24 protein-coding genes are annotated in these 20799 nt (G+C 28.8%); 10 read left to right on the top strand and 14 right to left on the bottom strand.

Going from position 1 to position 20799, the window contains the following annotated elements; all coding sequences use genetic code 11:
* Window positions 1–86 precede the first annotated feature (86 nt).
* The 4 genes from ACREV6_RS11560 to ACREV6_RS11545 form a co-directional block, all read right to left on the bottom strand.
* Window positions 87–662 carry a hypothetical protein gene (locus ACREV6_RS11560; RefSeq protein WP_431578161.1) on the bottom strand — a complete coding sequence of 192 codons (576 nt, stop codon included), beginning with the start codon at window positions 660–662 and terminating at the stop codon, window positions 87–89.
* 92 nt (window positions 663–754) lie between these two features.
* The gene (locus tag ACREV6_RS11555; protein WP_431578160.1) at window positions 755–1387 is read right to left on the bottom strand and encodes a histidine phosphatase family protein; all 633 of its coding nucleotides are present in this window, start codon (window positions 1385–1387) and stop codon (window positions 755–757) included.
* A gap of 62 nt (window positions 1388–1449) precedes the next feature.
* The gene (locus tag ACREV6_RS11550) at window positions 1450–1854 is read right to left on the bottom strand and encodes a VOC family protein (protein ID WP_431578159.1); all 405 of its coding nucleotides are present in this window, start codon (window positions 1852–1854) and stop codon (window positions 1450–1452) included.
* Between the two features lie 194 nt (window positions 1855–2048).
* Complete coding sequence (locus ACREV6_RS11545; RefSeq protein ID WP_431578158.1) at window positions 2049–2627, bottom strand: 5' nucleotidase, NT5C type; 579 nt, start codon at window positions 2625–2627, stop codon at window positions 2049–2051.
* A 173-nt stretch (window positions 2628–2800) separates the two neighbouring features.
* Here ACREV6_RS11545 and ACREV6_RS11540 point away from each other — a divergent pair, with 173 nt between their 5' ends.
* On the top strand, window positions 2801–2995 hold the full coding sequence (locus tag ACREV6_RS11540) for a hypothetical protein (protein ID WP_431578157.1): 195 nt from the start codon (window positions 2801–2803) through the stop codon (window positions 2993–2995).
* Between the two features lie 79 nt (window positions 2996–3074).
* Here ACREV6_RS11540 and ACREV6_RS11535 read toward each other — a convergent pair whose 3' ends face one another.
* The 6 genes from ACREV6_RS11535 to ACREV6_RS11510 form a co-directional block, all read right to left on the bottom strand.
* The gene (locus ACREV6_RS11535; protein ID WP_431578156.1) at window positions 3075–4628 is read right to left on the bottom strand and encodes a DUF4179 domain-containing protein; all 1554 of its coding nucleotides are present in this window, start codon (window positions 4626–4628) and stop codon (window positions 3075–3077) included.
* A complete protein-coding gene (locus ACREV6_RS11530; RefSeq protein ID WP_431578155.1) occupies window positions 4629–5183 on the bottom strand; it encodes an RNA polymerase sigma factor in 555 nt (184 codons plus the stop codon).
* A 179-nt stretch (window positions 5184–5362) separates the two neighbouring features.
* On the bottom strand, window positions 5363–6268 hold the full coding sequence (locus ACREV6_RS11525) for a GNAT family N-acetyltransferase (RefSeq protein WP_431578154.1): 906 nt from the start codon (window positions 6266–6268) through the stop codon (window positions 5363–5365).
* Window positions 6269–6377: 109 nt separating this feature from the next.
* Window positions 6378–6533 carry a hypothetical protein gene (locus ACREV6_RS11520; RefSeq protein ID WP_431578153.1) on the bottom strand — a complete coding sequence of 52 codons (156 nt, stop codon included), beginning with the start codon at window positions 6531–6533 and terminating at the stop codon, window positions 6378–6380.
* Window positions 6534–6606: 73 nt separating this feature from the next.
* The gene (locus ACREV6_RS11515; RefSeq protein WP_431578152.1) at window positions 6607–7800 is read right to left on the bottom strand and encodes a hypothetical protein; all 1194 of its coding nucleotides are present in this window, start codon (window positions 7798–7800) and stop codon (window positions 6607–6609) included.
* A gap of 91 nt (window positions 7801–7891) precedes the next feature.
* Window positions 7892–8560, bottom strand: a complete 669-nt coding sequence (locus ACREV6_RS11510) for a hypothetical protein (RefSeq protein WP_431578151.1) — start codon at window positions 8558–8560, stop codon at window positions 7892–7894.
* Between the two features lie 603 nt (window positions 8561–9163).
* Between ACREV6_RS11510 and ACREV6_RS11505 the strand changes: the two genes are divergently transcribed.
* From ACREV6_RS11505 to ACREV6_RS11495, 3 genes are read left to right on the top strand one after another with little or no spacing between them, the layout of a single operon-like run.
* Window positions 9164–10102, top strand: coding sequence for an ABC transporter ATP-binding protein (locus tag ACREV6_RS11505; protein ID WP_431578150.1), 939 nt, complete (start codon window positions 9164–9166; stop codon window positions 10100–10102).
* The gene (locus ACREV6_RS11500; RefSeq protein WP_431578149.1) at window positions 10080–11273 is read left to right on the top strand and encodes a DUF2705 family protein; all 1194 of its coding nucleotides are present in this window, start codon (window positions 10080–10082) and stop codon (window positions 11271–11273) included. Before ACREV6_RS11505 ends, ACREV6_RS11500 begins: the two co-directional genes overlap by 23 nt.
* Window positions 11274–11286: 13 nt before the next feature.
* A complete protein-coding gene (locus ACREV6_RS11495) occupies window positions 11287–12504 on the top strand; it encodes an ABC transporter permease (RefSeq protein ID WP_431578148.1) in 1218 nt (405 codons plus the stop codon).
* 108 nt (window positions 12505–12612) lie between these two features.
* On the opposite strand, the gene ACREV6_RS11490 is transcribed toward ACREV6_RS11495, so the two are convergent.
* Complete coding sequence (locus tag ACREV6_RS11490; protein WP_431578147.1) at window positions 12613–14082, bottom strand: DUF4179 domain-containing protein; 1470 nt, start codon at window positions 14080–14082, stop codon at window positions 12613–12615.
* Between the two features lies 1 nt (window position 14083).
* Entirely contained in the window at window positions 14084–14644 is a 561-nt protein-coding gene (locus tag ACREV6_RS11485; RefSeq protein WP_431578146.1) for a sigma-70 family RNA polymerase sigma factor, read from the bottom strand.
* 372 nt (window positions 14645–15016) lie between these two features.
* On the opposite strand from ACREV6_RS11485, the gene ACREV6_RS11480 reads away from it, so the two are divergent.
* The 6 genes from ACREV6_RS11480 to ACREV6_RS11455 all read left to right on the top strand — a co-directional run bounded on the left by ACREV6_RS11480 (window position 15017) and on the right by ACREV6_RS11455 (window position 18756).
* On the top strand, window positions 15017–15823 hold the full coding sequence (locus ACREV6_RS11480) for a YhfC family intramembrane metalloprotease (protein ID WP_431578145.1): 807 nt from the start codon (window positions 15017–15019) through the stop codon (window positions 15821–15823).
* Between the two features lie 35 nt (window positions 15824–15858).
* The gene (locus ACREV6_RS11475) at window positions 15859–16305 is read left to right on the top strand and encodes a DUF3887 domain-containing protein (protein ID WP_431578144.1); all 447 of its coding nucleotides are present in this window, start codon (window positions 15859–15861) and stop codon (window positions 16303–16305) included.
* 20 nt (window positions 16306–16325) lie between these two features.
* Entirely contained in the window at window positions 16326–16706 is a 381-nt protein-coding gene (locus ACREV6_RS11470; protein ID WP_431578143.1) for a GntR family transcriptional regulator, read from the top strand.
* A gap of 11 nt (window positions 16707–16717) precedes the next feature.
* A complete protein-coding gene (locus tag ACREV6_RS11465; protein WP_431578142.1) occupies window positions 16718–17356 on the top strand; it encodes a DUF1648 domain-containing protein in 639 nt (212 codons plus the stop codon).
* Window positions 17357–17533: 177 nt separating this feature from the next.
* Entirely contained in the window at window positions 17534–17836 is a 303-nt protein-coding gene (locus tag ACREV6_RS11460) for a DUF5808 domain-containing protein (protein WP_431578141.1), read from the top strand.
* Between the two features lie 122 nt (window positions 17837–17958).
* Window positions 17959–18756, top strand: a complete 798-nt coding sequence (locus ACREV6_RS11455) for a GNAT family N-acetyltransferase (RefSeq protein WP_431578140.1) — start codon at window positions 17959–17961, stop codon at window positions 18754–18756.
* Here ACREV6_RS11455 and ACREV6_RS11450 read toward each other — a convergent pair.
* Together ACREV6_RS11450 and ACREV6_RS11445 are read right to left on the bottom strand one after the other, a co-directional pair.
* Complete coding sequence (locus tag ACREV6_RS11450; protein ID WP_431578139.1) at window positions 18749–19342, bottom strand: ArsR/SmtB family transcription factor; 594 nt, start codon at window positions 19340–19342, stop codon at window positions 18749–18751. The genes ACREV6_RS11455 and ACREV6_RS11450 overlap by 8 nt on opposite strands.
* A gap of 141 nt (window positions 19343–19483) precedes the next feature.
* Entirely contained in the window at window positions 19484–20749 is a 1266-nt protein-coding gene (locus ACREV6_RS11445) for an MFS transporter (protein ID WP_431578138.1), read from the bottom strand.
* Between the last annotated feature and the right edge of the window lie 50 nt (window positions 20750–20799).

Below are 20799 nucleotides of genomic sequence, written 5' to 3'. Positions count from 1 at the left end.
CTTTAACTAGTTTTAATTACTACTTTATATTATTTAAGAGCACTAGCGAATATTCATAATTTAAATTTTTCATTAAATATACTCTACTACATATAGCCACCTTCACTATCTGGTAGTTTTTTAAATTCTTCTTTATTCCTAATGATTTTTTCAATTCTAAAATGCAATTGGTCTAAATTTTTCACTTGATTCTTCATTTCTACTGTATAATCTTTTCCACACCATATGTTATTCCACTCTATAGTTTTCTTGCGTCCATTTAAATATATGGTTAGGTATGATTTCCATCTTCCTGTGTCCATTTTTGATCCGTGTGTTATTTTATCTGGATAGCTCATAATTTTTTTTCCTGTAATGTAGGTTTGAATTTCCTTCATCTCATTTTCAGTAAGTACTAGCTTTGTTTTAGCTTTCCCCTTTAACACCAAATCCTTTACAAAGGTATCATTTAAAGTATTTAAAACATTCTTAGGTTTTTTATTGTACTTAAATAATATTAGATTTACGTCTTCTCCTTCAACACCATATGTGAAAATAATATTAAATTTATTTTTTTCCTGTTGATATTTATATAAATCAAAGACAAATATACCTAAAATTATAACTAATATTATGATGAGAAGTCTCTTTATGTAACCTTTTTTTATGAATCTGCTTTTCATATATCCCCCCACAATAACTTTACTTTAATACTTTTTTCAAAAAAAGTATTAAAGTAAATATATAATCTCATTAATGTTATATTACGGTTAAATTATATTGTTCTTTTATCCTCTAATTCTTTTAATTCCTCTAAATGAGCATAATCATTAACGCAATGAACATAGAATTCTCCAGTGCTTTTATCATATTTTATAATACTTATGCTACAATTTTCTGGAGGAAACCCTATATAAAATCTTCTTTGTTGTGCAAGTCCTAAAAACCCACTTATTAAAGCTCTTATTACGCCAGCATGTGTAACAACCGCTACATTATTCAAATCACTACTTGTAATTTCATTTATTACTTTTATTGAGCGTTCCCAAACATCCTTGCCACATTCACCCTTTGGATAGGGAATATCTATTTTATGCTTTAAAAATTCTTCCATAAAATCAGGGTAGTTTTCTTTCACATATTCCCATCCTTTAACTTCACATTCTCCCATATCGATTTCTCTTAAATTAGGTCTTATTACAATGTCTACATTCATATACTTATTAATGATTTCAGATGTTTGCACTGCTCTTAGCATTTTGCTTGAATATATTTTTTCTATATTATATTTTCTAAGCCTCTTCCCTAACAATTCAGCTTGTCTAAATCCTTTCTCAGTAAGCTCAAGTAAATCCCTATTTCCTAATTGCTCATATTTATCACCGTGCCTAATTAAATATATATACATGTTTTCTCCCCCAAAGTTATAAGGCTTTCTAATTAATCATCTTGCAACCATTGTATAAATTTTTATATTAGCATATCTCTTATTTCAATTTCAGTCCCTTCTGGTGCTTTAATTTTAAATAAATATCCATCTTCAACTTTATAAATTTTTTCTCCATTTTTAATCTTAAAGTTGGTATAACCTAATTTTTCTATCTTCTCAAACTCGACCTGAACACTATCAACTAAAAAACACATATGTACTATGCCTTCATTTAACGAACTCCAATCCTTTAATTTATCTCCCTTTTTAGCAGTCTGTAATTCGATCATAAATGTTCCTAGTCTTAACCATGTATTAAAATCTCGTTTGTGAAAATTTACTGCTGTTTTAACTAATTCAAATTCTAAAATTTCAGTATAAAACTTAAGTGATTCTTCATATTTTTCTGTTTGGATACAGACATGGTGTAGCATTTTTACGTTCATAGTATAGTCTCCTTTATATATGTAGTTGTACAATATTATTTTGTATTATTATACAAGAATCCACTAAACTGTAGCTTGTTTACGCCCTAATTATAACATTAATTTCTATATTTTGTTATATGTTACCCTCTTTATAACTAATGAATAATTATAAATACTCTGATGGTCATGCCTGATAATAAAATAAACTGATATTACATTGCTTTGCATTGTAATATCAGTTTATCTATTATTGAGTATATTTCTTTCCAACTATAAACCCTAATTATATTTTCATTTAGTGGCTTTCGATTATAATTAGTATCTAATAAAAGAACCTTGAATCCTGCCTTTGATAGCTGAACTGCGTTATCATAATTATCTTCAATAAACACATTGCATTCTAATTCTCTTGCTTTATCCACTTTATAATGACTACCTAAAACAAACAAATCATCATATGGTATTTCATTTTTCCTTAGATATGAATGAGTTAACATAGTGAGTGATTTTTCTCTTGCTGTAACGAAAAATATATTATGCATAAGACTTAATCTTTTTATAACAATTTGCACATCTTCGCGAAGTATTTGCTCTGAATGAATTTGAACTTTATTTTTTTCATAAAATTCCTCATATTCGCTCTGCTTAATGCCCATTACCTCATGGATATAGTATTTAGTTATCTGATTTTCAGTTATATTTTTGTTGAAATACTTATTTGTAATATTAAGCCAATAATAAGCATCCGTTATTGTCCCATCAATATCAATGCATATATTTAAATTTTTCATATTATCTTCATCTCCCTTATGCTTTTATTATATGCGTTAAAAGTTAAGAACAAGTTAAACTTGTATTATGATTTGTTTAAATTTTGAGAATTTTAGCAATTTAAACTACGAATATAAATCATTAAATATCAAATAATAACTATAAGAATAAACTACAAGGGAGTTGTTGTGAGATGGCAAATTTACCATATGATGGTTTTATACAAAAGGAACTATTAGTAAAAGGCCAACTGATTAATTCTTCTAATAATGATGATGAAACTACAGCTCATTGCAGTCATTCCTGTCCTAAGTGTGGAGTACGAAAATGTGAATTGTGTGAAGGACATTCTGGCAATCATAAGTGCTCTGAAGGACATACCTGGTAAGAAAAAGTAAAGATGCCAAGTGCCACCCACGTGGCAAGTGGCATCTTTAACAAATTTTATATTATCCTATCCTTCTATATTAATGTAATTTTACTTTTATGCTTTTTTGAATATATCTAGTTTCACTATATCCATTAATATCTAATGTCATAGGAATTATTTTTTGTATTTTATCCTTCTTCTCTATTGGAGATGCCTTTTTCAAGGTTACAGTTCTTTTTGTTACATAATTCTTAGGTTTATTTAATTCATCCCCAGCAAAGAAGCCTTCACTCATACTAACCTTTGTTCCGTCTTTATCAATAGTATATCCATCGCATTGTTGTACTTGTCCTATAGAAATGTTATTAGCACATTTGATTTCCATATCTAAATTTTCATAATTTCTATTTTCAAGTGATTCTGTTATAATTATTTTAACGGTATCTTGCTGAATCATAATGTCTTTAATTATTATTTTGCTCCCCCTATATTCAAACTCTTGTGGAAATTGTTTGTTCATATCGATGTTGATTTTTTCAACTTTATTTACACGAGTTCCATATTTTCCCATTTTAATTTTAACCTTACCTGGGTTATCAATATACATAGAATCAAACTCTACTGTACTTTCATTCCACCCATTACCACCACTGCCATAATGATTGCCACTTCCCATAAACTTTTCTTTATACTCTTTTCCGCTACCTATAAGCGTTATATTTGAAAAATAATCAATTGTGTATCCGTTAACACTATTTTCTTTGTATTTATACTTTAACACTGTTGCAGTTGGAGCAATTGTTATCTCCTCAAAAGTAAGCTTATGCTCATCAACAATCATGTCCTTATTTAAAATATAGGTTTTAGAATCATATTTAGTAACAGGAATATTAAATTCCCATTTGCCCTTTACCATAGCCTCTACGCTTCCCATCTTATTAATTTCACTAATAGCCAAATGAATCATTGACTGCTTTTTAGTAACAGGTTCCAGTGTTATACAACCTCTTTGCACATAATGACTATCCGAGTAAAAATTCATAAATCCTCCTATATTTTTATCGAATTTTTTATCCTTATTATTAAAATCTCCATCAGCCACAATTCCATCTGCTATATCTAGTACATATTTTTCTTTCTTTTGTAAATCCTCTATCTTGTAGGTTACTAAGGTATTTAAATCATCACCAATTATATTTTCAATGGTAATTTTTGTATTATTATCACTGACCGAAAGATCCACTCTTTGCCCATACCCCTCTTGTATTAATTCTTCAATAGCGCTACTCTGCTTAACAGAGGTCTTTTGCCACCATTTAAGGGATAAATTCAATTTCTCAACAGCAAATACTGTTACCGTTAATAATACAACTATTGCAGCTGCTATAAACGTTACCTTAACTCCTCTTTTTTTCATTTTGAAACTTGGTTTATTGCTTAATTTTACTTTGATATTTTCAAATAAATTATTAGGTGTTATTATCTCTTGTTTTTTATTTTCTACATATAAAATTACACTTTGTAACTCTTCTAATTCTACCCTACACTGCTCACATTCTTTTATATGGTCTCCTATTATTTCTTTTTCTTGATCATCTAAACTACCATCTATATAATCTATTAATTTAGCTCTAACATCTTCACAATTCAATTATACTCCCTCCTTATTTATTTGATTTTTTAATGCTTTTAAGGCTCTATAAATTCTTGACTTAACTGTACCTACTGGTATATGAAGTGATTTTGATATTTCTTCCCCAGAATATCCACTAATATACTTAAGTAGAATTACCTCTTTATGAATATCCTCTAGTTTATTTAATTGCTCTATAAGTTCAAAATTTGTGTGATCTTCATATGAAGTATTTTCCTGGTGAATATTTTCAATAGGAATGCTTCTTTTTTTGTTTTTAATTATCTTTTTACATTCATTTATAAATATTGAGGTTATCCATGTTTCAAAATACTTTTCTTCTTTTAACTGCCGTATATTTTCATAACCCTTTATAATAGTTGTTTGAAATACATCTTCTATATCATACTGATTATATAAATAACACCATCCGATCTTATAATATTTGTCTTTTTTTCCCTCCATCCAATTTATTAATGCATTCATATCTTTTTTCTTTATCCGCTCAATAACAATATTTTTAACTTTGTTATTTTTATTGTGATATATTAATTTGCTAACTAACTCAATCATTATTTTTATTCACCCCTTTTCATACAATTAGAGTTTCCATCTATGTAAAAAGTTCCATTTAATTATAGTATTTTTCCAAATATTAATTCATATAAAAAATAAACATCCACAATGTTAAAAGCAGATGTTTATTTGCAGGTTTTATATATTCTATTTTGGTGATGTCAGTCCTTAATTTTTCAAGATACTACATAATAATCCATTACAGAAATCTCTTCAAATCCACAGGATTCATAAAGTCCAAGTGCGTTTTTATTTTCTGTAGCAACTTCAAGAAAAATATTATCCACCTGTTTTTTCTTTAATATATCCAGTGCTAAGCACAAAACTTCTCGTCCATAGCCCTTTCCTCTATACTCTGGAAGTACTCCAAATCCATAAATAAAACCCTCATTATCAACTATATTAATATGAATTTTTCCTATGATTTCTCCCGCAAGCTCAGCCATATAATTAATAAAATTATCATATCCCTGAATTGATAATTTTTCTGTGTCCTCTTCACTCTCTTTATCCTCATCTTCTTTTTCAAGAAGTCCAAAATAAATAGAACTCTGCCTATCAATTTCAGCTGCGTCTTCATTAGTTGCCAATCTAAGTTTAATGCCCTGGGTATGCGTAAGTTCCAAATTTTTTTTATTTAAGCACATTTTGTACTCTGAGGAACCGTATTCAGCTCCAATGTCGTTTATAAAGGCTAAACCTGAAATAGATGTATGGTCACATAACAATAACACCTCTGATGGGCATGTTCTTTGCCATTCTTCCTTAGCTATCAAATATAGTTTTCTGAAAATTCCTTTTCTGCGAAACTTAGGGTGCACCATACCACTGACTTCCACTGTATTTCCACCAAAATTACATAAGCCTAAATAACCTATTAAAATTTCATTTTCGTAATATAGAAACTCTGCCACACTTTTATTTTTTATGGAATTTTTCATTTGGTGCATTTTAAAATCAAGTTCTAATTTTAGATTAGTTTTTTGCTCTTCATAGCAAACAGCTTCTAGATTTTTAATAGCTTCATATTCTTGTTCATTTAATTCTAACTTCATTAAAATGCTATGCTGGTAATTATCCATTATTTCCCCCTCGTATTTCTAAAATGTCGCTAAACTATAGCTTACTTTTTTGTAAATATCAATATAAAAAACAGTTTTGCTTATTTTTGAATAAACTTATTTATACTGACTATTTTTTATCAGATGTAACAATCAGCAAGGTAGCAATAGGCCCTAAAAATAGTGATAAAAGAAACCAATTAAGACCAGACCTGTTTTTACCCTGTGCTAATCCAGCATTAATTAATGCTAAGGTGCCGTAACCAACATAAAACTCTTTATTCACATTAATACCCCTTTTATTTATTATTCTAGAACAATAAAATTATTCATATAAATATATTAATTCTACATTACCCTTATTCACCAAGTTCTTCAAAAATCTCCTTAACTCCTCTTCCCCAACCCTTATCATCTGCATATTTACTATTTATCCAGTCAAAGATGTCAATATTGGCAGGCTTGTCCTTAGAAAGATTAATAACCGTTCTAGCTGCTATTTTGCTAGAATCATAGATATCCGTATTATATTCCTGCCAGCTATGGAATACATTAAAGGGATTATTTGCAATTTTTTTAGCATTTTCATGGTTCTTTGGAACGAAAGACTGTTCCTGCCCTGTAATCGCAAATAATATATGTGGATTTAAGTTGAACTCTATAGAAGCTCTAAGTATAGTAGAGAAATACGGTTCCTCAGCAAGCATTGAATTTTTTGTATTTAAAAATACTAATAATTTTTCTTTATTAATGCTTTTATAATTAAAATAATCAGGCAGATGAGGGTGATAGCTCATTGCATCTTTAACATATAAATCAGGTACAACAATACTTGAAACCTTACTCTGCTTTATTTCATTTTTATTTTTATCACTTATGATCTTACTATCCGCAATGAAATTATTTAAAGAATATAAAGATAATATCAATAAAGTTAATAGAGAAAAAACTATTTTTCTAGATAAAATAGTTTTTGAAAGCTCCTCTAGTAGGGTATTAATTTTTTTAGAAGTGCTATAAATTTTTGCTAATGTTTGCTTTTTATATTTTAGTATTACACTTTTAAAATTGTGTTTCCAAATCAACAGTCCATCATACTTAACCACCTTGTCTTTAGGCGTCAATTTAATATCTAAACGTGGTAAATTATCAATATCACTGCTGTTATTTATAGAGACCACATATTCTTCAAAACTTTCCCGCGATATAGTATTTTTTTGATTTTTATTTATCCACCCCATAAGAGAAGTTTTCAGTTGTGTATTTTCTCTTAATTCATCAGTATAGGCATTAAAAATATCCCATTTCAATATATCTTTATTGTCTTTTAAAATTGTGCTTTTTATGATGTTTTGTTTGATGTTTTGTTTAACTTCCCCATCTATTCCTTCTAAACTCTTATCAAGAATTTCATGTATAGTCCTTGATAGTATAGAAGCATTTTGCTCAGAAGAATTATCGGGATATTTTTTCACAACATATGATTTTATTCTTTGAATTTCTTCTTTAGTCAAAACAGAGGAAGCTTTTAATTCATCAATAACATTCTTCATAACTTTAACACTACTCCAGACAAATATATTGTAAATATATTCTAATTAATTTTATAGCTTTATTATACAGTGTATTGTTGATAATTCCAAATTAAATTCCCGTATTATCCCTTTTTTTATTCCTATCTCTAATCATAACATTCCAGAAGTGGCTAAGAGTATGCACCCCTTCATAAAGAAATCCTGTCTTGCAAAAGAAACGCTCATCCTCTTTTGTTTTTACATTTTGTATAAATGGATAATCATTGAGGTTTCCGTAATAATAAATAAATTCACCTATAATTTGGGTAATATCAGTTGGTGTTATTTTATATGATTCTAATGTTGTAAGTTTTAACCCTCCATGTCTTAGGGTTTCCATTACAAATTCAGAGCATATATAGGTCTTGTAAATAGCATGCTTTTTTTTTGAAATAAGACCAAACGCTTGAATGAAATTGTAGTAATAAATCTCTTCATCATTATATATATCATATATAAATTTACTTATTAATTCATATTGCTCTAAAGTTACAGGTATGCGATATACATTAATAGGGACATCATCCTTGAGTCCTATTGTAAGTGTAAACACACTCTCTCTGATAATACCACCTACAAGAGGATTGCTAACTGACAGCCTACAAAAAGAATACATTTGGCTTAAATTTTCATCTAAACTGATCGAAGCATGGTTATATTTTTCTTTTAAAAGTTTTCTAATTATCTTTCCCATAGAAGTTGGCGTTCTTGAAATAATAACATAAACATATTTTCCCATTTCGCTTCTCCTTGCAACCATCTAGTTATAAATTAATTTTTTTACTAAACAATAACTACCCACATATATTCTACCGAAACTTCAATCTATATTTTACCATATTACTTGTAAAAATAATACACTTTTACCATAACTAGTAGATTGCACTATAATTCTAGTATACTATTTCTGCTCCGTATATAATTGAACTTGATTTTTTATACCATTAGCTAATATACCTTTGTAGTCATAATTTATCCCACATTCTAAGTTTTTATTATTATTTTGAATTTTGAAATAAAGTGCTTTTAAATTTTTGAAATTTAATTTAATAATTATTATGCTTCTCTTCTACTTATAAAAGTGAAGAACTTTCCATTATTATAACTAACCGAGCTAATATTCTCCATGATGTTGTGTATAAATTTATTGTTTTATACTATATATAGGCATATAATGTCATTGAATACAATTATGTAATTATTTACATTTGAACGTAACTGCATTCAAAATATATAAGAAAATCTTTTCAAATAGCTAAGTTGAACAATATAACATTTTTAGTAGCTGATATTTTTAATAATATTAGATACTAAATTATTAAAAATAAACGGAGGCGAACTAATGGACACTATACTTCAGGTAAATAACTTATACAAAAGCTTAAGTAAAAGAGAAATTATAAAAGGGATAAGCTTTCAGGTTAATAAAGGAGAGGTATTCGGCTTTCTAGGACCTAATGGAGCGGGGAAAACTACAACTATACGAATGATAGTTGGCCTTATTAAGCCTGATAAAGGGGAAGTTTTAATTAATGGATATGATGTACGTAAAGACTTTATAAAAGCCATGAGAAATTTAGGCTGTATTGTTGAAAATCCAGAAATGTATATAGATTTAACAGGAAGAGAAAATTTAAAAATATTTGCTAGAATGTATGGAAATGTATCTAAGGAAAGAATAGATGAGGTTATAGAACTTATCGGCCTTAAGGATAGAATTGATGATAAAGTACGAAAATATTCACTTGGTATGAGACAAAGACTAGGATTAGGTCAAGCTCTGCTTCCCAAACCTAACTTACTTATATTAGACGAGCCAACAAATGGACTAGATCCTGTAGGCATAGTTGAATTTAGAAAGATAATAAAAGATTTAGTAAGAGATAACAACGCAGCAGTTTTCATATCCTCCCATATACTGTCTGAAATAGAACAGCTCTGCGATAGAGTAGCTTTTATTAGCAATGGTGAGATTAAGTCAATTGAAAACACTAGGGAGTTAAATAAAAAATGTAAATTTGAAAAAATATCTTTAATAACTGCAGACAATATAAAATGCAAGGAGATATTAAGAGATACTTATTATATACATTCTATTAATGATGTAGAAGGGAAATTAATTTTAGAATGTGATGAGGATAGTTTTTCTAAAATTATTAATTTACTAGCTAGGAAAAATATTGATATAGGAGAAATAAACAAAGTCCAACAGAATTTAGAGGATAGATTTATGGAGATAGTAGAAGGGGGTAGTGAATTTGCTGAATCTAGTAAGAAATGAGATGATTAAGCTTATTCACAGCAAAAAATACATTATATTTCTTTGCTTTATTATTCTCATTTTAATCTTTAAGGGATTTAATATTTATAACAGTGCTTTAAAATTCAAACCAGAAACTCGTATAAAAGATAACCAACAGATACTTTTAGAGCTTAAAACAAGCCTTGCTGGAAATACCCTATCAAAAGAAAAGAAATCAAATTATGTGATACAGATAAAAAGTTTAGAAGAAGAAAATAAGGTTTTGAAATATGAGATGAGCACAACTAGTACTGATTGGAAACTTAGCACGCAAAAGAGAATCCAAGCACTTAAAGAAAGTAAAGAAAATTCCTCTATGGCATTAGATGAAAATAGACTAGAAGAGACAGATGCTCAAATTAAATATTACAATTATTATCTTGAAAATTCTATAGAGCCTCCTAAAGCATATCAGGTCACTGCCCATAAGGATATTATAAAGATGCTTAGTTTTATGAATGTTATATTTTTGCCACTATTAATAACTTTTCTATGTTCAGACATAATTTCAGGTGAACATGCTAGCAATACAATAAAAATGTTATTAACCAAGCCAGTAAAAAGGACAAGTATATTTAATTCTAAATTTATTGGAGCAACAATTGTATGCATATCAACTATATGCATTTTAGAGATGGTTGCATTCCTAATCCTTGGGATAATGTTTAAGTTTGGTAACCCTCTTTATCCAACAATCATTGGAACTAGATATACATTAGGTACTAGCGTCTTCACAGGAGATATTCAAGCGATAGCAATCCGTGGTACTTCTTATATTTTACCTGTATGGAAAGTATCAGTTATTACAGCCTTGTATCAAATATTATATATAATGATTTGTGTTATTTTCTCCATGGCTATTTCAACTTTTTTTATAAGTAATATTTTATCATTAATAACTAGTGTTATGCCAGTTGCATTTTTATCATTAATTACTTTTATGACACCTTTAGGATTTTTAAGTAAGGTCTATCCATTGCTATTTACAACATTTAGTAACCCTTTGGATTTATTAACTGGTGACTTAGCTATGAAATTGAGTAACCCTTTAATAAATTTTAAAACTGGAATTTTTGTAATTATAGTTTGGGGGATTATTTGTTATAGCTTATCATTAAAAAAGTTTGCAGGGCGGGATGTTCTAGCATAGAGGGGGATAAATCATGGGATTTTTAATCTCAAACGAATTAAAAAAACTTATAAGTAGAAAGAGATTTACAGTTACGCTTATAATGTTATGTATATTAGTGGCATTAAATGTTTTTTCAACTTATAAAAATACTAAAAAGGAAAATATACAGTCCAAGATTGCTATGGCAGAAAATCAGGTAGAATATTTAAATCAAAAGAAAAAGGTTGCTGAAGAAAATAAAGACAAAGGTAGAATTTATGACTATAAAATTCAAATAAATGTAGCACAAGCTGAGTTAGATAGTTTTAAAAAATTAGGGGACATCCGCACTAACTGGAAGGAAAAACTTAAAACAGATATAGCCTCTTCAGAAGAACTGAAAAGGGCACCAATTGTATCTTCTTTAGACACTGAAATAGAAAACCAAAACAAAAACATTCTTATAAAACAATATTACTTAAGCAATAACATAGAGTATGATTACATGAAAACAAATCAGATTTTTAAAGTTTTCCCGATATTTTTTAATACTATTGGTCGAACACTGTTATTTGTTGTAATTGGCCTTCTTGCTTCAGATATGGTTTCAGGAGAGAATAATCCAGCTACGATAAAAATGCTTTTAACAAAGCCTATATCAAGAGGTAAAATACTTTTTTCAAAGTTTATAACATCAATTATTACAGCTAATGTTATGGTATTAGTTACAGAAACAATTGGATTTGTTGTAATTGGCTTGCTTGCAGGTTTTGGAAGCCCTAGTACACCTATCGCAGTGGGGACTATATATAAAATGGACTTAGGTCTTATTGGTAACAATGGGAAGTCTATATCTGCTGTACTGGGAAGCAGCTACATACTTCCAGCTTGGAAGGTTATTATTAGTATACTAATCCTTCAAGCCCTCACGGTTTCTGCTTGTATTGCTTTTTCCTTTCTTATATCTACTTTAATTAAAAATAGCGACGTTTCAACTGGAGTTTGTCTTATTACAGTGTTCCTTACTATTGTTATAGCTACTAAAGTTATGGCATTTAGCATGGGAGGAATGCCCTCAATAACTAATAAGATTTTACCATTTATATTTACAAGCTACTATGATGTATCTTTAGTTATTCAAGGTGATATGGCAGAAAGAATAATTAATCCTATTGTAAATTTACATTTTGCTCAACTTATATCAGTGATATGGATTATTGGATGCTATAGCATTTCTCATATTGTTTTTGTTAGGAAAGATGTCCTATAATAAAACTTTAGAAATAAAGCCCCCACTTCTACTACAAGTGTGGGCTTTCCTTCTTCAGTGGTTATATTGGCGTCAGTGGAGATGATTAATAGCTACACAGGTGATTATTTAATCTATCAACCTCATTTCAAAACCTTTTTGTTCATTATACTGTGCGCTCTTTACATCCAGAATTATTTTTTCAGCTTTTAATTCCTTAAACTTGAATTCAACCGTTTCTTTAGAAGACTCTTCTATCATTTCTTTGATTTCAACTTTATTGCCTTTTTCATTTTTTGCCTCTAGTTTAAACTCTACTCCATATTTAGGTACATTTAAAACAATATTAGAACTGACAATACTAATAAGAGATATACCTAAATTATTAGGCTCTATCCATTTATTTTTTAAATCTATAGTAATATGTTTATCCTTCTTATTTATATATTTTAATCCATTACATGTAAAACTCAATCCCTTTATGCTACTTATTCCACCACTGACTTCTAAACAAAGCGTATTATTTCCAATGTATGATACAAACTCATTAGGACTTGAGTAATTTTTACCCTCTCCATCAACAAGCCTTGGAACTAGGACACCAGCTAACTCATTTTCCTCACTTACCAATTTGCAATAAACTCTACTCCTTGACTTAGAAAGTTCCAATTTTTCAATCTTAAATATACCAGCTTCACTTTTAAATTCTTTTCCCTGTATATTCAAAACTCTTAAATCCTTATTATAAATTTTATCATTTAGTGATATAGGTATATTTAAGGTTGTAATTTTATTTTTTTCATAAAGCTGTTTCACATCACTTCTAGCTTTTTCATCTAACTCTGAAGATGGTATATGAAAGGATGGATCATCTTTATAAATCTCTACTTCCATTTTAAAATCTTTAACTAACCTGTCCATATGAACTTCTATATAGTCTTTACCTTCCTCTGGTTCATAACCAATCCAGGGAAGTTCTTTACCATTAGCTTCATTTCTAAATCTTACTATTTTTCCCAGAATTAAACCTTCCCCTTGAAGCTCATACCCAATCCATAACTTTAAGTCATCCCCTGCTATTGTTGTTACAGTGAATTTTACCCCCTTATCTTCTATAGTAGTATTTACTTCTTGAACATTGCCATTATCGACTACAGTCTTAAATCCCTTGTCAAATGTCACTACTTCTATTAGCTTATTTAATACTGGTATTTGGGTTAAAGCTAGTGCTAAATCCGGAAAAATATTAACTGATACTACAAATACTAACATTGCTGCTACTACAGATTTTATTACATTGTTAATAACTTTATTTTTCCCGGTGACTTTTTCTTTTTTATATTTTTTCAAGTCCAACTCATTATCTTCTGAATTTACTATTTGGGAACCTTTATTATTAATAATATTTTCTTGTGATACCCCTTGCTGCTTTATATCCACCTTGATTTTTTTATGTACTTTTTCTCTAATTTTTACTTTTTCATTACAATCATCAACGGATTTTTCTATATATTTCTTTGTGTACGTCTTATCCATTATTATACTCAAATCATCTTCAGAAATATTATCTATCATATTAAGTATATCCTTTTCATTCATATCACACTATCTCCTCACATCTAATTTTTTTGAGCAAAAGTCTGCATCTATATAATCTATTGTCTACAGAACTAACAGTAGTATTGAAGGCCTTAGCTATTTCCTTTATTCCATAATTCATAAAATATCTAAGGTGAAAATATGTCTTATCAGGTTCTTTGAATTTATCAATCAGTTCTAAAAAATCCTGTTCAGTAATTTTATCAAACACTTCCTCTTCAACGCTAATTGATGCATTCTCTCCTATGTCTATATCATCAATAGATTCATTTAAATACTTTTGTGTATGTTTTTGAATTTTTCTTCTTAAGTTAAGTGCTATGGTTCTTGTCTTTACATTTACAAAGGTATCAAAAGAACCTCGTTCTACATCAAATTTATCAATTTCTTTCCATATAGCTAAAAACACATCACTTACACATTCTTCAATATCCTCTTTAGTTCCAATGGTACCCAGAATTCTTTTAGAGTAATAATATATTCTGTCAAAGTACATATCATATAGATCATCTACAGCACTATCATCTTTTGCTTTTAACGCCTTAATCAATTTATCTATCATCTTTAAACACCTCTCATATAGTAATACACACATAATAGCCAAAATCTCTCAAATAAATGAATCCATGTTAATTAATCATAGATTCTTAATTATACTATCATATCATTAAATGTAATATTTTCAATTTTTTCGGATGGCAGACAGAGCACTTCAAATGCAAAGCTTGAATTCAGAAAATACCTTGGAAATTGTGGAATTTTAAGTAAAACAATGAAAACTTAAGTAAATAGAAGATATTAACATGAGAATGCTTATAATTGTTATTTTCAGTTAAAAAATAAGCTATTATAGTCTTTGATTAATAGTTATATCTGTTATACTATGTATATAACAGATATAACTATTATAACAAGTGCAAAAAGGGGGCTAGGTATGGTCAGCATTTCAAGTATTGTTTTCATTATTATAAGTATTATTCTATGTGTAGGATTCCCATTAGCAATTGTAATATATATGTACCGAAAATACGGTATATCATGGAAAGTTTTATTAGTAGGATCAGCAGCTTTTATAATATCTCAACCAATACTAAGGATAAATATTTTAAATGCTCTTAATAATTCTGTATGGTTTAATATTAATGTAATGCAAGACTATATAGTGTATTCCCTTTTTCTAGGCATAACGGCAGGTATTTTTGAGGAAACTGCAAGATTTATTTGCTTTAAGTTTTTTCTTAAAAACAAATATCAATGGAAGAGCGGCATAGCCTTTGGTGTTGGTCATGGTGGTATAGAAGCTTTGATTTTTGTACTTCCTGCTTGTATAAACAATTTGATTTATTCCTTATCAATAAATGGTGGTAAGTTTGAATCTCTATTAACTAAAAGTGGCATTTCATCAAATATGATATCTCAAATGAAAGAATCACTAATTAACGCTAAGTCTTATTTATTTCTTATGTCAGGCCTTGAGAGAGTATTTACTATAATATTTCATATAGCTATGTCTTTAATGGTTCTTTATGCCGTAAAGAATAGAAAAAATATTTATTTTCTTTATGCAATACTATTTCATGCACTACTAGATAGTCCTTTAGGAATTTTCAAGCATTTTGGAGTAAACCCAATATTTATTGAAGTTTATCTAATGATTATGGCTTTGATATCTATAATAGTAATTTTCAAATTTAAAAACAAATTTAAAACTCTGGAAAAATCAGATCTGTTTGTGGATTAATTAAATGATATAATAAATATATTAGGAGGAATACTATGAAAAATTCATCAAAAAAACTATTGATTATTTTATGTTCAATGCTTGTTATGGTTTCAATGTTCTCTGGGTGCAGCAAAAAGTTAACTGAGAAAGATATGGCCTATGCGGAACCATTAACAGAGAATATGCTTCAGGCGGTAGATAAAAGTGATTATACACAATTTTCAAAGGATTTTAGCCCTGAATTAAAAAAAGCTATGACAGAAGATAGCTTTAAAACACTTTGTACTTCTTTTAGCGAAAAAATAGGTAAATATGAATCCAAGAAATTTTCTGCTGCAACTGAAGCTGAAAAAGAAGGTAAGATATCTAAAATTATAATATACAAAGCAAAATACTCGAAAGAAGAAAAAGATGTTCAGATTACTGCTACCTTTTCAGAAAATGCGGGCAAAGTACTTGTACAAGGTATATTTTTCAATTCTCCTAATCTTGTAAAATAAACTAAAGACAGGTGATAATAATGATAATAAAAATAGATTTCCAAAGCGAAACACCCATATATGTTCAATTAAAAAGGCAAATTATTATAGGTATAGCAAAGGGCGAGCTTTCACAGTTAGAAAGCTTGCCTTCAGTACGTCAAATGGCAGAGGATATTGGTATAAACATGCACACCGTAAATAAAACATATAATGAACTAAAGGCCGAAGGGTTTATTTCGGTTGATAGAAGAAAAGGTGCAGTTGTAAACAGTACAAATAATTTACTCACAGATGAATATCATGAACATTTGAAAGAAGAATTGGATTTTATAATAGGTGAGGCTTATTGTAGAGGCATAACTAAGGAAGAATTTATAAAGCTCACTACAGCGACTTTTAAACAATATCCAAATAGATGAGGTGAAACGGTATGATTAATGACATTGGTAATTTTATTTTTAATTTCTGCATTTTTGTACTAATTTATGCATTTCAGATTATTAAACCAAAGCTTACAAGAAAAGAAATATATTTTGGAATAAGAATACCTGAAAATGAGAGAAATACTACATTACTTAAAAAAGTGTACAACACCTATCTTATACTTAACACTATTGTATTTGTTGTTTTTATAGCGATAATAATGTATATTTTTCTTAACTATTATGCTGCTACTGAGTATATTATGTTAATTTTATTGTATTTGTTATTTACCCTAAGCATATACATCTTTTGCAACAGAAAAGTATTTAAAATAAAACAAAAGCAATGCTGGAATACTGAAAAAAAGCAAATTGTTACAATTGACACTAAGTTTTCAAAAGATAAAAGCACAAAAACATTGGTATCACCTTGGTGGTTTTTAGTTTCAGTATTAATGATTGTAATTACTTTTTATATAGGTTTTAAATATTATGATTTACTACCAGGGATAGTTCCAACCCATTGGGACCTTGCTGGAGAAGTGAATGGATACATTATAAAATCCCCAAAAATCATTTATGTAATGCCTAAATTTCAAATAATTTTCCTCATTATTTTATTTACATTATATAAGATAATTGGATAGGGAAAACAACAGTTAAATACCTCAAATCCAGAACAATCAAAAGAGAAAAATAAAAAATTTAGATATATATGGTCAGGATATATGATTTTTACTGTAACCATTATTAATTTATATTTTCTTTATACAAACTTAATTATCTTTCAAGTTGCACACTTGTCTGGTAAATCACTAATAATTATGTTATTTACAATCATTATAATTCTTGTTGCTGTTTTTGTTGGTTTATCACTATATACAGGCCAAGGAGGAAGTAGATTAGTTTTAAAAGACAAGGTCCTAGCTGCTGGTAGAATGCTAGATAGAAATGACGATAAGTACTGGAAATTCGGAATTTTTTACACAAATAAAGATGATCCAACAATTTTTATTGAAAAAAGATTTGGTGTTGGATGGACCTTGAATTTAGGAAGACCTGAAGGTATATTACTGGCAGTAGGTGTGATAGTTTTAATATTACGGCTTCCCTATATATTGAATTAATTAGTATTGCAGCATAGAAGATGATTAATAGCTGTTTAAATTAACTTTAACTTGGAAAAAATACAATGTTTTGGTAAAATTATAAATGTTAGATGTACATACTTTAAAATGGGGGGATAGTTATGATAAGAAAACTAAATACAAAAGACTATGAAATACTTATGAATCTAGTTAAGGACGAGCCAGAGTTTAATCTTTATATTATTGGAGACATTGAAAGCTTTGGATTTGAAGAAGATTTTTTAGAGTTTTTTGGTGAGATTAATATATATGGAGAATTAGAATCAGTACTTGTGCGATATTTTAACGTATTTATGGTTTACTCAAAAGGTGATTATGATGTACAAGGGTATGTAGAGTTAATTAATAATAAAGATTTTAGCATGTTGGTTGGAAAAACTGAGGTTATCTTGAAATTTGAAGAAACATCACTCCAGCTTGCTCAGCCAGAACAACATCATTTTGCAGTATTAAAGGACATAAATGTGGATTTTGTAATAGACAAAAACTTGGAAGTTAAAACTGCTACTTTAGATGATATAGCTAAAATAGCAAGCCTAAAAAATACAATGGAAGAATTTAATAGTGGTAATGAAAAATTCGAAGAAATTCTTATAAATAATATTAAATCAGGTACAACCCACGGCTATTTTATAGAATGTGATGATAAAATAGTTTCATATGCCCAAACTTCAGCCGAAAATAGCATATCTGCAATGGTTGTCAGTGTAATGACCGATAAAGATTATAGAGGGAAGGGATTTGCCTCTGCTTGTATAAAAATGTTATGTGATGATATGATAGCACAAGGCAAAACACTATGTTTATTTTATAGAAACCCTAAAGCGGGAGCTATTTATAGAAGATTAGGATTTAAGGATATTGGGTTTTGGAGTATGTACCCAAATAAGGTTATTTAGGCTTAATATTACTATCATCCCTTAATTTTATAAAACTCATAAAACAATGATATTTATTTTCATCAGTAGCATTTTTGTCTTTAATCCCATGTTCTAAGATAAAATCTTCTACGTATTTAGAAAACTCTTTTGACTGCTGCTCTGTAAGATATAAATCCGCCATAGTTAATTTACCTTCGGGTTTTTTATCATTTTTTTCACTAAAACTTACGTCTTCTAAAAAAATATTCTTGCTGTTATTGTAAATTTCAGCAATCATTATTTGTGTCTCGCCTAACATTACAGCTTTATAGGCATCATCTATATTAGCATCACATTTCACTTCAAAATGTGATGCTGTAGGCTCATAATATTTAGCAATTATACCATTTATCTCTTTAGTAAATATAAGTTGTAATATTCCTAATTTCTCCATTTTTTTCACGTGATAATATACTTTTGCCGGAACTTCATTTAAATAATCTGCTACCTGTTTTACAGTAGCAGGTTCATTTATAGCTTTAAAAGTTTTTAGAATTCTAAATTTGTAAGGGTCAGATATGGCCTTTACCTGTTCTATTGTTGATAATATTTTTGACTCTTCCATTATATACACCTCAAACCCTATTATAACTTATTTTTAGATGAATCATATATAAAAAAAACAATTAAGTACCCTCAAAAATCTCATACTGATTAATTTTTTGAAGTTTTCAGGGTACTAATAGCAATATATACCCTTAATTTTTTACTCAGCTGCTTGACGAAATTTTTTATTAAAAACAAGGGATAACGATATTAAAATTATTATTATTCCCATTGCTGCAAATAAGACTGATATTGAAATATATTCACTTACAACTCCAGAAGCAGCACTTCCTAGTGGAAGAGCACACATAGATACCATACCTACTACAGCAGATACACGACCTAATATTTCTCTTGGAGTTACATTTAAGAAGTAAGTGGATACCGGGCTTGAAATGACAGGTACTGATAATCCGATTAATCCAAATAATATACTTGCTAAAATGCAAGATATAGTAGTATTGGTAATTACATTCCCTGGTATACAAAGTAAAGCATAATTTATACCAAGAGAAAAGAAACCTAATATAATAAGAGTTGATATTTTAAAACGAGAACCCAATTGTGCTACTAAAAATCCTCCTAGTATCATTCCTATTGTTAATGAAATTCCTAAAGTACTTAGCATTTCAGGACCACTTTTCAAGTTTTCACTAACAAATGCTGGTAACATAACACCTACAGGGGAAAGACATAAATTTATTAGTGCAAATAATATTATAGTAGTACGAAGTAATTTATTGTTTTTGATAAATGAAAACCCTTCTTTAAGTTCATCAAAATAGGAGGTTAAAGTTAATTTAGAAGCACTGCTTCTATCACTTTTCACTTTAATAAAAAGTATGAGAATAGCAGCTATAAAAAAAGTTGCTCCATCAATAAAGAATGCACCAGAAATGCCGAAAATGGCAATAATAGCAGCTGCTGCACCGAGTCCAATAAGCTCAGCAAATTTATATGCAGATGTAGATATAGCACTCGCTGCTAAAAAAAGTTCTTTAGGTAAAAGTAAGGGTAATATAGCACTTTGTGCAGGCGCTGTAAAGCTCTCAAAGGTTGAGCTTATAAATGTGAATACAAATAAATGCCAGGGTCTTAATAATTTTGTCATAAATAGAAAAGCTACTATAGATACCAGGATGCCTCTTCCTATATATCCTACTATTAGTACAGATTTTTTCTTTAATCTGTCTACTAACACTCCTGCAAAAGCACTAAATAGAATATTTGGAATAGCATTTACAGCTAAAAGCGTACCTAGTAAAAGTTTTGAACCTGTTAAATTATAAACCATCCAACCAAAAGCCAAAGAATCTAATGAATCACCAAAACGAGATATAACATTTGCAAATACTAAAGTTACATAACTTTTATGAGGAAGTAACTCCACAATTCCATTTTTTTTATTTGTTACTACAGTTTCCATTCATAAAATCCCCCTATTAAAATTAATTTAACGTTAAAATTATTTTAACG

It is taken from the genome of Clostridium sp. (genome assembly GCF_050717515.1).
Lineage (GTDB): Bacteria > Bacillota > Clostridia > Clostridiales > Clostridiaceae > Clostridium_AD.
The sequence above is the reverse complement of the archived record's forward strand: the minus strand, read 5'-3'. Positions and strand labels throughout refer to the sequence as shown.